This window comes from Halomicrobium sp. IBSBa, from assembly GCF_017612575.1.
In the GTDB taxonomy this organism is placed as follows: Archaea; Halobacteriota; Halobacteria; order Halobacteriales; family Haloarculaceae; genus Halomicrobium.
In genome coordinates, this window is the sequence record NZ_JADPQC010000002.1 from 512,114 (window position 1) to 525,145 (window position 13,032).

The 13,032-nt window shown below is 66.5% G+C and carries 13 protein-coding genes; 4 read left to right on the plus strand and 9 right to left on the minus strand.

Annotation, left to right across the window (positions count from 1 at the left end):
* Positions 1 to 28: 28 nt before the first annotated feature.
* A complete protein-coding gene (locus IL252_RS09330; RefSeq protein WP_208627771.1) occupies positions 29 to 1,264 on the plus strand; it encodes a type IV pilin N-terminal domain-containing protein in 1,236 nt (411 codons plus the stop codon).
* Positions 1,265 to 1,284: 20 nt separating this feature from the next.
* Here IL252_RS09330 and IL252_RS09335 read toward each other — a convergent pair whose 3' ends face one another.
* The gene (locus IL252_RS09335; protein ID WP_153552346.1) at positions 1,285 to 1,485 is read right to left on the minus strand and encodes a hypothetical protein; all 201 of its coding nucleotides are present in this window, start codon (positions 1,483 to 1,485) and stop codon (positions 1,285 to 1,287) included.
* 101 nt (positions 1,486 to 1,586) lie between these two features.
* On the opposite strand from IL252_RS09335, the gene twy1 reads away from it, so the two are divergent.
* Positions 1,587 to 2,564 (plus strand): 4-demethylwyosine synthase TYW1, encoded by a 978-nt coding sequence (twy1, locus tag IL252_RS09340; protein ID WP_208627772.1) that lies wholly within the window; start codon positions 1,587 to 1,589, stop codon positions 2,562 to 2,564.
* A 104-nt stretch (positions 2,565 to 2,668) separates the two neighbouring features.
* On the opposite strand, the gene IL252_RS09345 is transcribed toward twy1, so the two are convergent.
* Positions 2,669 to 3,913 carry a hypothetical protein gene (locus tag IL252_RS09345; protein ID WP_208627773.1) on the minus strand — a complete coding sequence of 415 codons (1,245 nt, stop codon included), beginning with the start codon at positions 3,911 to 3,913 and terminating at the stop codon, positions 2,669 to 2,671.
* A gap of 397 nt (positions 3,914 to 4,310) precedes the next feature.
* On the minus strand, positions 4,311 to 5,570 hold the full coding sequence (locus IL252_RS09350; RefSeq protein ID WP_208627774.1) for a PH domain-containing protein: 1,260 nt from the start codon (positions 5,568 to 5,570) through the stop codon (positions 4,311 to 4,313).
* 176 nt (positions 5,571 to 5,746) lie between these two features.
* Here IL252_RS09350 and IL252_RS09355 point away from each other — a divergent pair, with 176 nt between their 5' ends.
* Positions 5,747 to 6,199, plus strand: a complete 453-nt coding sequence (locus IL252_RS09355) for an iron-sulfur cluster assembly scaffold protein (RefSeq protein WP_170093382.1) — start codon at positions 5,747 to 5,749, stop codon at positions 6,197 to 6,199.
* A 22-nt stretch (positions 6,200 to 6,221) separates the two neighbouring features.
* Here IL252_RS09355 and IL252_RS09360 read toward each other — a convergent pair whose 3' ends face one another.
* The 5 genes from IL252_RS09360 to IL252_RS09380 all read right to left on the minus strand — a co-directional run bounded on the left by IL252_RS09360 (position 6,222) and on the right by IL252_RS09380 (position 11,149).
* Complete coding sequence (locus IL252_RS09360; protein ID WP_208627775.1) at positions 6,222 to 6,773, minus strand: hypothetical protein; 552 nt, start codon at positions 6,771 to 6,773, stop codon at positions 6,222 to 6,224.
* A gap of 104 nt (positions 6,774 to 6,877) precedes the next feature.
* A complete protein-coding gene (locus tag IL252_RS09365) occupies positions 6,878 to 8,926 on the minus strand; it encodes a heme-binding protein (protein ID WP_208627776.1) in 2,049 nt (682 codons plus the stop codon).
* A 45-nt stretch (positions 8,927 to 8,971) separates the two neighbouring features.
* Positions 8,972 to 9,424 carry an HTH domain-containing protein gene (locus IL252_RS09370; protein WP_208627777.1) on the minus strand — a complete coding sequence of 151 codons (453 nt, stop codon included), beginning with the start codon at positions 9,422 to 9,424 and terminating at the stop codon, positions 8,972 to 8,974.
* A gap of 216 nt (positions 9,425 to 9,640) precedes the next feature.
* Positions 9,641 to 10,648, minus strand: a complete 1,008-nt coding sequence (locus IL252_RS09375) for an AAA family ATPase (protein WP_208627778.1) — start codon at positions 10,646 to 10,648, stop codon at positions 9,641 to 9,643.
* 180 nt (positions 10,649 to 10,828) lie between these two features.
* Positions 10,829 to 11,149, minus strand: a complete 321-nt coding sequence (locus tag IL252_RS09380; protein ID WP_208627779.1) for a DUF5783 family protein — start codon at positions 11,147 to 11,149, stop codon at positions 10,829 to 10,831.
* A 222-nt stretch (positions 11,150 to 11,371) separates the two neighbouring features.
* On the opposite strand from IL252_RS09380, the gene IL252_RS09385 reads away from it, so the two are divergent.
* Positions 11,372 to 12,052 carry a hypothetical protein gene (locus tag IL252_RS09385; RefSeq protein WP_208627780.1) on the plus strand — a complete coding sequence of 227 codons (681 nt, stop codon included), beginning with the start codon at positions 11,372 to 11,374 and terminating at the stop codon, positions 12,050 to 12,052.
* 232 nt (positions 12,053 to 12,284) lie between these two features.
* On the opposite strand, the gene IL252_RS09390 is transcribed toward IL252_RS09385, so the two are convergent.
* Positions 12,285 to 12,965, minus strand: coding sequence for a DUF502 domain-containing protein (locus IL252_RS09390; RefSeq protein WP_208627781.1), 681 nt, complete (start codon positions 12,963 to 12,965; stop codon positions 12,285 to 12,287).
* Positions 12,966 to 13,032 lie beyond the last annotated feature (67 nt).

A 13,032-nucleotide genomic window follows, 5' to 3' on the forward strand; every position in this document is an offset into this window, starting at 1 on the left:
TTTGCCGTCCCAGAGGGTGGGCCACTGTATGGATCAGACACGCCGCGCCCTCCTCCGTGCGGTCCCGATGAGTGTGACAGCCGGGCTCGCCGGCTGTTCGGCCCTCTCTGGCGACGACGAACCGGCGACGGAAACGGCGACCGACACCCCCGAGCCGGTCCTCGACGGCGACTCGTCGGCCACAGAGTGGCTGTTCCCGCCGTCGGCGCTGGAACGGGACAACTACCCCTTCGTCACGCTGCACCCCTCGGCGATGCTCGAATACGCCGACGCGCTGCCAGAGGCACGCGTCAGCAACCTCCAGTCCGACATCGGGCTGAGCGGCTTCGACACGATCGGTTCGCTCGACGGCCTCTACCAGCTCGGGCAGGGCGTCGCCGTCTACGACGGTCCGTTCGACCGCGACCCACTCGTCACGGAACTGACCGAAGCGGGCTTCGAGGAGATCGGCTCCACTCACGGGTTCGACCGATACACGCCCGACGACAAGCGTCTGGTCGCCGTCGGCGAGAGCGACGTGTTGCTCGTCGACCTCCGCGGTGGCGACCTCTCCGTGACCGCCGACAGCGTCGCCGGAGCGGCCCTGGACGCGGTGACCGGCGAGGGCGACCGCTACCAGGACGTGAGCGACGACTGCGCGACGCTGCTCGACGCGCTCGGGACGGGCCACGTCCGTACCGGCCGGATCGGGTCGACGGCACTCGACGGCGACGACGGCGTCGCACAGGGCGCTCGCTGGCGACTGGACAGCGAGACGACGGCGGTCGCCGCTGCGACCGTCTTCGAGAGCGCGGACGCGACGGACGAAGACGCCGTGGCGTCCTGGGCCGCCGCGTCGGGTCCCTTCGGCGAGACCGCGCCAGCGACCGCGAGTGACGGGCGGGTCGTCTCGGCGACCGCCGACGTTCCGACCGGCGAGCTGGGGCCGTTCGAACTCTCCTCGTCGCCCGACGCGGCACCGCAGGTCGCGCTGGACTTCGACTACGACGCCGACGCGGGGACGGTCACCGTCACCCACAACGGCGGCGACAGCGTCCCGGCCACACGACTCGAACTCCGGGGCGACGGCTTCGCCGAGCGCGACAGCGCCGATCAGAGCGAGTCCGGGCTATGGGACGGCGAGACCAGCGGTGACGACGAGACGGTCGTCGCCGGTGACAGTGTCGTCGTCGGTGTCACGCCGACGTACCGGCTGTTCGTCCTGTACTCGCCCGAGTCCGGCCGTGGCGTGACGCTTGGCTCGTCCAGCGGACCCGAGGCCTGAACCCGACCGTCCTGCCGAGGCTACAGCGCCGCCACGTCGTCGGCGGTCACGTCCTCGTCGGGGAGCCGGTCGATACAGTCGAAACAGAGGAAGTGCTCGGTGTCGTCGACAAGTTCGAGCGTGATCCCGCCGGTCGGGGTGTGGTCCTGTGTCCAGATGTTGGCGATGCCACCGGCGATGGTCACTTCGACGCCACAGCCGTCACAGGGCTGGGTTGCCATAGCTCCCCTTCGGCCGGGAGAGTGGAAAACGCGTCGGTGACGCCGGCTCGAACGGCTGTGGACGGAAGGATGTTTCAGGCTCCCGGTCTATCGGCTCTACAATGAGCGAATCGGACGGGCCAAAGCAGGTCGACGACCCGGACTACCACAGCGAGAATCACACTGCAGCACAGACCTGTGGCTGGACGGCGAACGCTTTACGCGGTGAGGGGAAGTGTTACAAGTACATCTTCTACGGCATCGAGTCCCACCGCTGCATCCAGATGACCCCCGTCGTCAAGTGCAACGAGCGGTGTGTCTTCTGCTGGCGCGACCACGCGGGCCACGCCTACGAACTGGGCGACGTGGAGTGGGACGATCCGTCGGCGGTCGCCGACGCCTCGCTGGAACTCCAGAAGAAACTCCTCTCGGGCTTCGGCGGCAACGAGAAGGTCCCTCGCGAGCGCTTCGAGGAGGCGATGGAGCCCCGCCACGTCGCCATCTCGCTGGACGGCGAGCCGAGCCTCTATCCCTATCTGCCGGAACTCATCGAGGAGTTCCACGACCGGGACATCACCACCTTCCTCGTCTCCAACGGCACGAACCCCGACGTGCTGGAGCGCTGTGACCCCACACAGCTGTACGTCTCCGTCGACGCGCCGGACCGAAAGACCTTCGACGACACCGTCAAAGCCGTCGAGAACGGCGCATGGGACTCGCTGATCGACACGCTGGACGTGCTGGCCGACAAAGACGACACCCGGACTGTGATCCGGACGACGCTCGTGAAGGGCCACAACATGCACCACCCCGCCTGGTACGCCGCGATGTGCCAGCGCGCCGACGCCGACTACGTCGAGATGAAGGCCTACATGCACGTCGGCCACTCTCGCGGGCGTCTGGATCGGGAGTCGATGCCCAGCCACGACGAAGTTCGGGCCTTCACCGAGCAGGTCGGCCAGTTCCTCCCCGAGCACGACACCCTGAAAGAGGTCGAGGAGTCCCACGTGACGCTGCTGGCCCGCGACGCGGAGACCTGGGTGCCGAAACTGGAGAAAGGCAGCGAGTTCTGGGAGCGGGATCCGGTGGTGAGTTACTGACGCTGTCGTTTTTCGCCCACGTTTTCGCCGAGTGAGGAACGAACGAGGCGAAAAGGTGGTTTCGGGAGCGCGATCCGGTCGTGAGCTACTGACGCTGCGTTCGGTCAGTCCTCGCCGCCCCACTGCCACTGGGCACGCTCGGCCTTCGTTTCGAGCGCGTCGATCCTATCCGCGAAGCTGTCGCCGGCCTCGGGATGTGCGTCCGAGAGCTGCTCGGCCCGGCGGAGGCGTTCGAGCGCTCGCTCGTAGTAGTCGGCGGCGTCCGCGTGTCCCTCGCCCCGGTCGTCGCCCTGGGCTGCCAGTTCGGCGGCCGCCGTCGAGAGCGCGTCGACGCAGCGATCGACCACCCAGACCAGCTGGAACCGAACCATCGCCTCGGTCACGCCCGCGGCGGCCGTCCATCCGGCGGCCACTGCGGCCCTGTAGCGGTCGAGCGCGTCCTCCCAGGCGTCGACCCTCTCTGGGGGCGTCGCCGCATCGAGTGCGTCCCGACAGCGCTGCTCTGCGCGCTCCAGAACCGTCGCCGCGAGCTCGTCGTGGGTCTCACGGAGCGCTTCGAAGCGGTTCTCGACGTCGTCGATCTCGCTGGCCTCGTCGAGTGACTCGCCGGCTGCGACCAGTGTCTCGAAGGCGGTCTCGTAGTCGCCGTCCTCGTGGGCGCTGCGAGCTGCTTCGAGTCGCGTCTCGACCTCGTCGGCCGTCGCTACCGCACAGAGCCGGTCCAGCTCGTCCTCGACGGGCTCGATCTGTGCCCGCATCGCCGCCGTCGGCGCGTCGTCCGCCTGGGTCGCACAGTGGTAGGCCTTCGAGAGCCGGGCGCGTGCGTGCTGTCGGTGACGGTCGACGGCGTCCGACGCCTCGATCGCCTCGCGCAGCGCGTCGAGCCCGGCCCGTGCGTCGTCGAGTGCCGTCGCCAGCTCGGACCAGCACGAGCCGACGCGGTCGACGTACGCCTCGGCCGCCGCGGCCTGTTCGGCGTCGATCGGGTGGAAGACGACGGCCTCCGTCGGAGTCCGGACGGTCAGTGTCGTCCGTAGCAGTCCGTCGTCGAGCACCGACCGGGAGACTGCACCGAGGGCGAGGGTCAGCGCCGCCGTCGTCGGCTCGTCGCCCAGCAGCGCGTACAGCCGGTGGTCCGTCACGACCAGGTACGCGCCGTGGCCGTCGTCGGGCTCGATGCTCGTCGGTTGCCCGTCGACCGTGTGTTCGATCGCGCTGGTGCTTGCCAGGACGTACTGTGCGGCTTCCTCGTCCCCGAGGAGCGATTCGAGCGGTCCGGTACCGAGCTCCGTGATCGTCGGTTCCCCCCGGACGGTCTCCCTCGAAAGTTCGCTGATTCGGTCGAGCATTGAGTGGCCCCCGGGATGCAGTCCCGCTGCTGTCTGATTATAACTATCGATCCAGTAGATAAAATTCAGAATATTTTACCGACAACGATAGGCCGTCATAGAACTCTTCACAATGTGACTATTTTTCGGCGTTGATTGACTAAATACGCTGCTCAGTAAGCCTGCGCATCGACGTTTTTCTGCGTCGGGTTTCCTCACTCGCTGCGCTCGTTGCGGGAACCGCTCCTCGAAAAACGTCGGTGAAAAAGGCCGACGGCTCGACCACTGGTCTCGCCGTCGGTGAACTGCGCTCGCTTCGCTCGCGCAGATGCTGGTGATCCGTGTATCGCCTGCATTGAGCGATTCGAGAGGGCAGAAGACGGGTGTGCCAACCGTTCTATGACTCCCTAGACGATGATTACTCGGCTCCGCCCCACTGCCACGCTCCGAGTTCGATCTTCTCTTCGATGTCGTCGAGTCGCTCCGTCGAGACCGGCGCGGTCGCGTAGGTGTGCTGGCTCGCGAGCTCCCGTGCGCGGGTGAGCTGTCGTTTGGCTCGTTCGTAGCGGTCGGTCGCCTCGTCGCTGTCGTCGATCTCCTCGCCCTCGGCTTCGAGTGCGTCGCCGTAGTCGATGTGGGCGTCGATCAGGCGCTGGGTCACCCACGCAAGCTGGAACTCGAGGGCCTCGGCGCTGACGCTCGCCTCGCCGTCCCAGTCCGCAGAGAGCGCGGCCCGGTAGCGCTGGCGTGCTTCCCGCCAGGCGTCGACCGCGTCCGCGGGATCGTCCGTCGACTGTCCGCGGTGGCAGGCCGCTGTCGCGTCCTCGAAGGTCATCTGCACGAGTTCGTCGTAGGTCGATCCCAGTTCGTTGATCGCTTCGAGGACGCCGCCGTCGGTGACGGCCTTGCGTCCGTCGGCGATCGTCGAGTGAGCCCGGGCGAGGGTTTCGAAGGCCGTCTCGTGGTCGCCCTCGATCTTGGCCTGGCGGGCCTCGGCCAGCAGCGACTCGATTTGCTCGGTGTCGATGGCCACACAGAGCTGGTCGAGTTGCGTCTCGACGGGTTCGATCAGCTCCGTCATGCGCTCTGTGGGCGCGTCGTCGTCGTGGGTGGCAGCGTGGTGGGCGTTCGAGATGTAGGATCTGGCACCCTGGACGAGTCGCGAGGTCTCCTCGCCGCTGGCGAGTCGCTGTTCGATCTCCTCGATCGTCCTCCGTGCGTCCGTCAGCGCGGCGTCGAACTCTCCCCAGGCGGTGGCCATCCGTTCGATGTAGTCGGTGACCGTCGCCCCCTGATCGGCGTCTTTGGGCGTGAACCGGACGGAGCCGTCGGCGATCTTGACCAGTATCGTCGCGTTGAGGAGCCCGCTGTTGAACTCCGCGCTCGTGATCTCTGCGTGGGGGAAGGTCACCTCGGCCGTCTCCGGGTCGTCGCCGAGCACGAAGTAGACGCGACGGTCCGTGACCACCATGTACGCCGTGTGGCCGCCGCTTGGCTCGATCGACGTCGAACGCCCGTTGGTCGTGTGATCGAGCCCACCGTTCCCGGCGACGACGTGTTGCAGTGTCTCCCCCTCTCCCAGCAGCGACGCCAGCGGCCCACCATCGAGTTCGTCGGCCGACGGCGTCTCACCGTTCGACAGCGACTTATTCGACAGCTCACTGATTCGATCGAACATCGAAGTTCCTTGCGAACTATTAACAACGCTGTTGCAATTATAATCTTCGGTGATCGTCCGTGAAAGTCTGTCGCCCTATCGACAGATACGACGGTTTCGACGGGCGACCTGGGGCGCTCGGGACTGTGTCGGCCCCGGAACCCTTTTGGCCGGGACTCCCCTACTCGCCTCCAACAATGGGTCTTGGCGGCTCCGATATGTACCGACAGCAGATCCTCGATCACTACAAGAGTCCTCGCAACTACGGGGAGATCGAGGAGCCAACGTTCACCCACGTCGGCGAGAACCCGATGTGTGGCGACACTATCGAGATGGACGTCGTCCTCGACGACGCCGAGGAGACGATCGAACGGGTGGCGTTCCGGGGGGACGGCTGTGCCATCTCTCAGGCTTCGGCCTCGATGCTCTCCGAACAGCTCCACGGTATGTCCGTCGAAGCACTCGACGAGATGGACCGTGACGACATCGTCGACATGCTCGGCGTCGAGATCTCCCCGATGCGGGTCAAGTGTGCCGTACTGGCCGAGAAGGTCGCACAGGACGGCGCGGACATCTACTTCGGCGAACTCGACGTGGAAAAGACCAGAACCGAAGAGGACGACGCCGACGTGCCCGACGACGCCCAGTAGCACTCGATTCTCCATCGCCTCGCTACAGGTAACTCACTTCGCTCTCCTCGACGAACACCGGGACGTGGCGGGTGTGTTCCCGCCCGTCGAACGCGATCGTCGCGGAGACGGTCGCCGGCGTCACCGCCACCAGTCGCTCGACAGAGAGGGTCGGCTCGCTGACGACCGCTCCGTCGCGGTCGCGCGTCGTCGTCGCCGAGACGGTGATCGCCAGCCCGAAGGACACACCGCGGACTCCCTTTCCGATGCCAGTCGGTTCACCGTCGACGCGATCCGCGATCACCGGGAGCACCGCCTCCGAACCCACGCTGGCACAGCGCCGGTTCGCCCACAGTACGAACGGCTCCGACCGGGACTCGATCGGTCCGTCGCTCCCGACCAGCGTCGGATAGCGGATCGTGTCGCGGTCGGCGTCGTACGTGATCGACTCGTCGGTGATCGTCCGCGTCACCGAGACGGGATCGCCGCGACCGCGCCGCTCGCCGTCGATCAGACGCGGTCGATGGGCCGCGAAACCACTGGCCGCGGCGAGGCCGCCGCCGGTCAGTGCCGCGAGGAAGGAACGTCGGTACATACACAGTCGATCTGGCCGACGCGTCGAAATAGTTCCCGTCGCTCAAAACGCCGTTAGAGCGACGGTGGTGAAAAAACGACCACTCGTGTCACTCGTGGCCGTTCTCAGGCCAGGAAGACGTGGCGCGGGCGATCCGCGAGGACCGTCCGCCCCCACTGGACGGTTTCGGCGAACTCGTCGGACCGGAAGAACGCCATCGCGTCTTCCTTGCTGTCCCACTGGCTCGCGATGAACATGTCGTTCTCGTCGTCGCGGTTCGCAAGCAGCGTCGTCTCTCGGTGGCCGTCCATCTCGTCGAGTAGCTCGCCGACCTCATCGAAGGTCTCGACGAACTCCTCGCGGTGGTCCGGCTCGACGGTGTAGAACATCCCCATCGTACCGAAGCCGTCGCCCTCGTCGGGGCGACCGACGATCCCCGGGAGGTCGGTGAGGAAGCCACTCGCCGTGTCGGCGGCGCTCTGGGTCTCCCAGAGGCTGACGACGGCCGCTTGGGGCTGGTCGGCATCCGCCGTCGCGGCGTCGAGGGGCTCGCCGGCCTCGTAGACCGCAGTGCCCTCGTGCGTGTCGTAGTGATCGAAGCTCTCCGTGAGTTCGGCCACTTCGGTAGACAGCGTCTCGGGGTCGGCCTCGGAGTACAGCACCAGCGCGAACACGTCCTCTCCGTTCGGCTGCCCGGCGTAGACGTTTGCGTCGGCGAGCTGTTGCTGGATCTCTTCGCTGGAGTTCGCCGTCGTCGGCTCGGGCTCGTCGTCCGCGCCGTCGCCGAGGTGGCCCCCGTAGGTATCGTCGACGCCGGACACGTCGCCCAGGAACCCGGCGGCGGTCTCGGCGGCTTCCTGTGCGGTCCAGATGCTGACGACGGCGGCCCGACCGCTCTGGGCGCGCACGGTCGTCGCGACGTGGCGGTCGTAGTGGTCGAAGCTCTCCCGGAGGTCGGCGACCTCGTCGGCCAGTGCCTCGGCGTCGCTCTCCGAGTAGAACAGCAGTCCGTAGTCGCCGGCGTCGTAGTCCTCGCCCTCGGACAGCCCCATCGTGGCGAGTCGCTGGGTGAGGTCGTCGACGTCCTCGTACGTGGTCTCGCCCGGCGACGGGCGGCCACTGCTCCCGGGGTGGCCGTCGTCGTCGGTCTCGCTCGCGTCGTCCTGGTTGGCCACCTCGCCGCCGTCGTGTGGGTGGTCGCCCTCGGCGGAGCTGCCCGGATGGACGCCGCCGTGACTGCCCGCGTCGCCGGACTGGCCGGCCGTCGCGGTCTCGCGGGTCCCGGGATGGTCTCCGTCGGCGGGCCGGGCGTGTCCGTCGGTCGTCGCTCCCGGTGCGTTCGTGCCCTCGGCCGGAACGGGCTGGCCGTTCATCATCGCCGGCAGGTCCGACGGCGCGAACCGGCGACCGACGTAGAAGCGCCCGAAGTCGGCGAACTTCGACGTCGAAGGGTCGAAGCGCATCTGCGTGAGCAGGTCCTTGACGTGGGTCATGTCGTCGCTCCAGAGCGTGATCCCCCACTCGTGGTCGTCGAAGCCGATCGAGCCGGCGATCATCTGCTCGACCTTGCCGCCGTACTGACGGCCGATGTCACCGTGGCGCTTGATGTGTTCGGCCCGCTCGGCGAAGGGCAGGTCGTACCAGTTCTGGTCCGGCTCGCGACGCTTGCTCATCGGGTAGAAGCAGACGAACTCCTCGTCGGGGATGTCGGGGTGCAGGCGGGCCTGGATGTACTGTGCCAGCCCGGAGTCGTCGTCGACCTCGCCCTCGAAGTACTCGCGGGCCTTCTCGGTGTAGCCCGAGGCCTCCGTCACGGAGACGTAGGAGGTGGCCTGCTCGGTGTAGCGGGCGAACTCGGTCTGCTCGAACTGTCGCTCGGCGGCGTCCAGGTCGGCCATCGTCGGCCGCAGGTGCAGGATCATGAGGTCGGCCTTGTCGCCCAGTACAGTGTAGACCGCAGACTGGCCCTCCGAACTGTCCTCGACGGCCTCGAAGTACTCCAGGTAGTCGATCCCGTCGGTCAGCGCTCGATCTCGGTCTCGTTCGGGGGCCGCCCGCCAGGCGTCCCAGTCGACGTGGCGCAGGTCGTGCAACACGTACCAGCCCTCTTCGGTCTGTGGCGGCTCTCGTTTCATGACGGTAGCTACTGCTTCGATCCTAAGGAAGCTTCCCATGTCGAGCGACGGGTGGTCGACACCGGCCTCTGTGTGGCCCGCTATTTAGAGGTTCGAGACGGCTTCGCCAGACTCGATCCGGTCGAGTGCGTCCTCGACGCGGTGATGAGTCTGGCCGTCACAGGCCGGATAGATCCCCGCGACCTCGCCGTCCTCGCGGACGACCAGACAGATCACCGGGAGGTAGAGCACGTCCGAGTCCGCGGTCTCGTGGCCCGTCGCGTGACGGAAGGCCGGCTGCAACGAGATTCCCGTTCCCTCGACGGCGTCGAGCAGTTCTTCGACGATCATCGGACAGGGGGCACCCTCGTTGCCGTCTGTCCCCGGTGTACAGACGCGCGTGCTCCACCACTCGCGGGTCACCTCTTCGACGAGCCCCCGGTCGGACAGCGCTTCCAGCCGTGCGACCACCTCCCGTTGGCGTTGCTGGGCCGCGTCCGGCGCGAACCGTCGCATGCAGAGCTGGACGGTGCTGACACCGGTTGACATCTGACTCATATCACCGAGTACTACTGATACTCAGATGAAAAGTATTTCTGATAGTGTAAATATTGAACTACTTTTGGAGATGCACGACGCACGCCGGTCGGTCCGGTCTCCCGGCCGACCACCGCCGCTCACCCCTCTGTCTGTGCTATAGTAGCCATTGAAATTCAATGCACACCCGATCGCACGACAGCAGTGCGATCGGTGTGTAAATCGTTTCAATTGTTACTATAGTTCGCCGATCTCGGCCAGCAGATGCGAGACGTGGATCCGGTCGCTCGTCCCTTCGACGAGGTCGGCGTCGATCCGGCCGGCGATCCGGTGGATCTCGGCGACGCGGTCGCCCGAGTAGCGAGCCCGAACGACTTCGAGTACGTCTTCGAGTACGTCCCCGCCGCTGTGGCCCTCGTCGACGAGCAGGTCGTCGAGGGTCGCACGCGCGTCGGTGAACTCGCCGGCCTCGGCGGCCGCGATCATCGACTCGACCTGGTCGTCGGCCTCGACGGCGTTGAGGGCCTCGTAGGCGGTGTTCATGGTGATCTCGCCCGCCTGTTCGCCGGTGGTCTGGGCGGCCAGCACCGCCTGGCGGAGGTCGCCGTCGGCGTAGCCCGCGACGTACTCCAGTCCGTCCGCGTCGTAGTCGACGCCTTCTCTCTCGACGACTCGTTCCAGCGCGCCGACGGTCTCCTCGTGGGTCGGCGCACGCATCACGATCGGGAAACACCGCGAGCGGATCGGCGGGATCAGCGCGGAGGGCTGGCGAGTCGCGATCACGAACTGCGTCGCCTCGTAGTACTGCTCCATCACGCGACGCAACGCCTGCTGGAAGTCCTCTCGCATCCCTTCGGCGTTGTCCAGCAGGATCGTCTTGTACGAGCCCGACATCGGCGTGTAGCTCGCCGACTCCTTGAGGACGTGGTTGATCAGGTCCGCCTTCGAGGAGTCACGTCTACGCTTCGAGTCGATAAACGACGAAAACCGGGGGTCGTTGGCGACTTCCTTCTTGGTCAGATCGAACACGTCGGCGACGTTGATCTCGACGAGATCGGCGTCGGGGTTCTCGTGAGTCTCCTCGGCCAGCGCCCGCACGGCCGCGGTCTTGCCCGCCCCGATCGGTCCGTGAACGAGGAGGTTCATCGGCTCCTCGATCGCGCCCTGGAGGTGCTCGCGAGCCTGTGGCTGGGGGATGTCTGCGAGCGATGGGGCGTGTTTCTCGGTCCACAGCGGTGCGTCCATCGAATCGTCGTTGGCCGGCGACGGGTATGGATTTTCCGGATCTCGGAAGCGGCGAGGCGTGGTCGCCGTTCGAATGTCCGGAGACCCCTCGCTTCGCTCGGGCTCTCGCTATCTCGCGGGTCGTTCCTCCCCGCTCGATTGTCCGGCGAGGCATCGCTCCCGGTGGTCGCGATGCCTCGCCTACCCCTCGAACCCGAAGACCTCCCGATGTTGGGACTCCAGTTCCTCGACGTACCGTTCCAGGACGGTCGCCAGTTTCTCGTCGTCGACGACGATCGCGGTCAGGCGCTCGGTCGGGTTCTCCGGGAGGTCGATCCCGAACTCGCCGTCGCCCTCGTAGACCGGCTCGGACTCGTTGAGGATCTGCTGGTCGATGGCGTGGATCAGTTCGGAGTCGTAGCGGTCGTTCATCACCTCGAAGGCCTGCTTGTAGGCCTTCTGTAGCTCGGTGAAGTAGTGCTCGTACTTGTCCTCGAACTTCTCGGGATCGAACGCAGCCATACCTGGGGCAAGCCGCCGACGCTACTAGTCGGCATCGAATCCGCGCGCCGCTGTCGTTCTCGGACACTACAGAAAGTTGATGTGATCGTTCGGGAATTGTCGAGTATGTGTCCCCGTCGTGGTGGCGGCCCCCTCCAGTCTGGCGGTCTCGACGCTCTCGTTCGGTTGCTGACGGTCCCGTTTCGGCATCCGGGCGTGGCCTGGTGCGTGATCCGAGACGGCTTGGTTACGACTGTCGCCTCCCTCATCGTCCTCCAGCGGTTCGTCTGGCCAACACTCCTCGACGGTCTGCTCGCTGGACGGCTCTCGGAAGGGACCGCCATCATCCTCGGCACGCCCACGCCGTTCGACATTCTGGTCTCAAAGGTGACCGTCGCCGGGCTCCTCGGTATCTGTGTCGGGACGACACGTCTCTCGTTCGAGTGGTGGCGAGCGGTGCGTGCGACACTCCCGGATCCGTGGCAGCGACGCCGCCGGTTCGCCTCGTTCCTCGCTGGCGGTGTCGCCGTGTTCTCGGGAGCGCTCGCGGTCGCGTACTGGCCCCTCACGTCGTGGCTCCTCGACACCGCCGCCGTTCCGGCGGTCGTCCGCGGTGACTCACCGCCGCTGCACCCGTTCCAGTGGGCCGTCCACGTCGTTCGCTTCTGTCTGGCGTGTGGCATCGGCGGAGTCCTCGCGTACAGCGTGGGCGTCCTCGGGGCCAGTCGACTCGCGATGCCCCGGACTGTGATCGTCCAGGCTGTCGGCGTCGCCGCCCTGTTTGCACTGCTCGGCCCCGTCGTCTGGCGCTGGACGGTCCCGATCCTGGTGTTCTGGACGGGACCGATTGTCGCCGGAACTGCTCTGGGGACGGTGCTGGCAGTGCTCGGCGATCAATTGCGTGGCTGGCGCGGCGGAACGTAGTTCGGCCAGTACAGCCCTGATCACACCGATCTCAGCAGGTGACGCACGGACGGTCGTTCGACCACTCGCCGGGGGATCGAGTGTGTCGACTGCTGGGGAGGGCCAGTCGTCGCCGGATTTCGTCCTGCCGACGACTCTCGGACCGGTCGCGCCGGCGAAGGAGGACCACGATCAGGCATCCGTCCGACGGCTGCCGTCCAGAGATACCGGTGTCTCGGCTGATGAGTCCCCGCTACCGGGGATCCGTAGCCTCGTCGCGGGTCGCGATCGTCTCGCCCGGCGTCGCCGGAATCGACTTCGGCTCGCCGTCTTCGGTGACGCCGGTCGTCACGAGCAGGCGCAGTCCTGCCTTGACGCTCATGTCCGTCTCGTGGAGATCGCTCTCGGGAACGAGCGCGAGACGCCCGCCGGTGGGATTCGGGCTGTTGGGGAAGTAGACGTTGTACACCGATTCCCCACCGAAGGCGTCTACGTCGACCGGGCTGTCGCCGGTGACGAGACCGATGGAGTAGATCCCGTCGCGGGGGTACTCCACGAGGACGACGCTCTCGTAGGCTTCGTCGCGGTCGACGAGCGAGTTGGCGACCTGCCGGACGCTGGTGTAGATCGTGTTCACGAGCGGCACGACGTTGACGATCCGCCCCACGTTGCCGAACAGCTGCCGGCCGGCGTTGCGCTGTGCGAGCGAGCCGAGCAGGACCACCGCGACGAGGACGGCACCGATCGCGACGAACTGGGCCAGCAGCTGGTCGTCGCCGGTGTAGCTCGCCAGTCGCGTACTGGCGACGATCGGTTCCACGAGCTGGAGCGTCCAGTTGGCGAGTGTCCGTACGACGTAGACGGTCACGACCAGCGGCGCGAGGAGGATCAGGCCGGCGACGAAACTACGCCGCAGCCGGTCACTCAGGCTCATACTCTGTGATTTACGACACCCGGCAAAAAGGTAGCGCCACTTGCGACGCCGTGCCCACGCGCTCGGG

What these genes read in the sequence shown, in the direction of transcription:
- twy1 (WP_208627772.1), top strand. Translation starts at nt 1,587, where the DNA reads ATGAGCGAATCGGACGGGCCAAAGCAGGTCGACGACCCGGACTACCAC.
- IL252_RS09345 (WP_208627773.1), bottom strand. Translation starts at nt 3,913, where the DNA reads ATGCTCGACCGAATCAGCGAACTTTCGAGGGAGACCGTCCGGGGGGAA.
- IL252_RS09330 (WP_208627771.1), top strand. Translation starts at nt 29, where the DNA reads ATGGATCAGACACGCCGCGCCCTCCTCCGTGCGGTCCCGATGAGTGTG.
- IL252_RS09380 (WP_208627779.1), bottom strand. Translation starts at nt 11,149, where the DNA reads ATGGCTGCGTTCGATCCCGAGAAGTTCGAGGACAAGTACGAGCACTAC.
- IL252_RS09360 (WP_208627775.1), bottom strand. Translation starts at nt 6,773, where the DNA reads ATGTACCGACGTTCCTTCCTCGCGGCACTGACCGGCGGCGGCCTCGCC.
- IL252_RS09365 (WP_208627776.1), bottom strand. Translation starts at nt 8,926, where the DNA reads ATGGGAAGCTTCCTTAGGATCGAAGCAGTAGCTACCGTCATGAAACGA.
- IL252_RS09370 (WP_208627777.1), bottom strand. Translation starts at nt 9,424, where the DNA reads ATGAGTCAGATGTCAACCGGTGTCAGCACCGTCCAGCTCTGCATGCGA.
- IL252_RS09390 (WP_208627781.1), bottom strand. Translation starts at nt 12,965, where the DNA reads ATGAGCCTGAGTGACCGGCTGCGGCGTAGTTTCGTCGCCGGCCTGATC.
- IL252_RS09350 (WP_208627774.1), bottom strand. Translation starts at nt 5,570, where the DNA reads ATGTTCGATCGAATCAGTGAGCTGTCGAATAAGTCGCTGTCGAACGGT.
- IL252_RS09375 (WP_208627778.1), bottom strand. Translation starts at nt 10,648, where the DNA reads ATGGACGCACCGCTGTGGACCGAGAAACACGCCCCATCGCTCGCAGAC.
- IL252_RS09335 (WP_153552346.1), bottom strand. Translation starts at nt 1,485, where the DNA reads ATGGCAACCCAGCCCTGTGACGGCTGTGGCGTCGAAGTGACCATCGCC.
- IL252_RS09355 (WP_170093382.1), top strand. Translation starts at nt 5,747, where the DNA reads ATGGGTCTTGGCGGCTCCGATATGTACCGACAGCAGATCCTCGATCAC.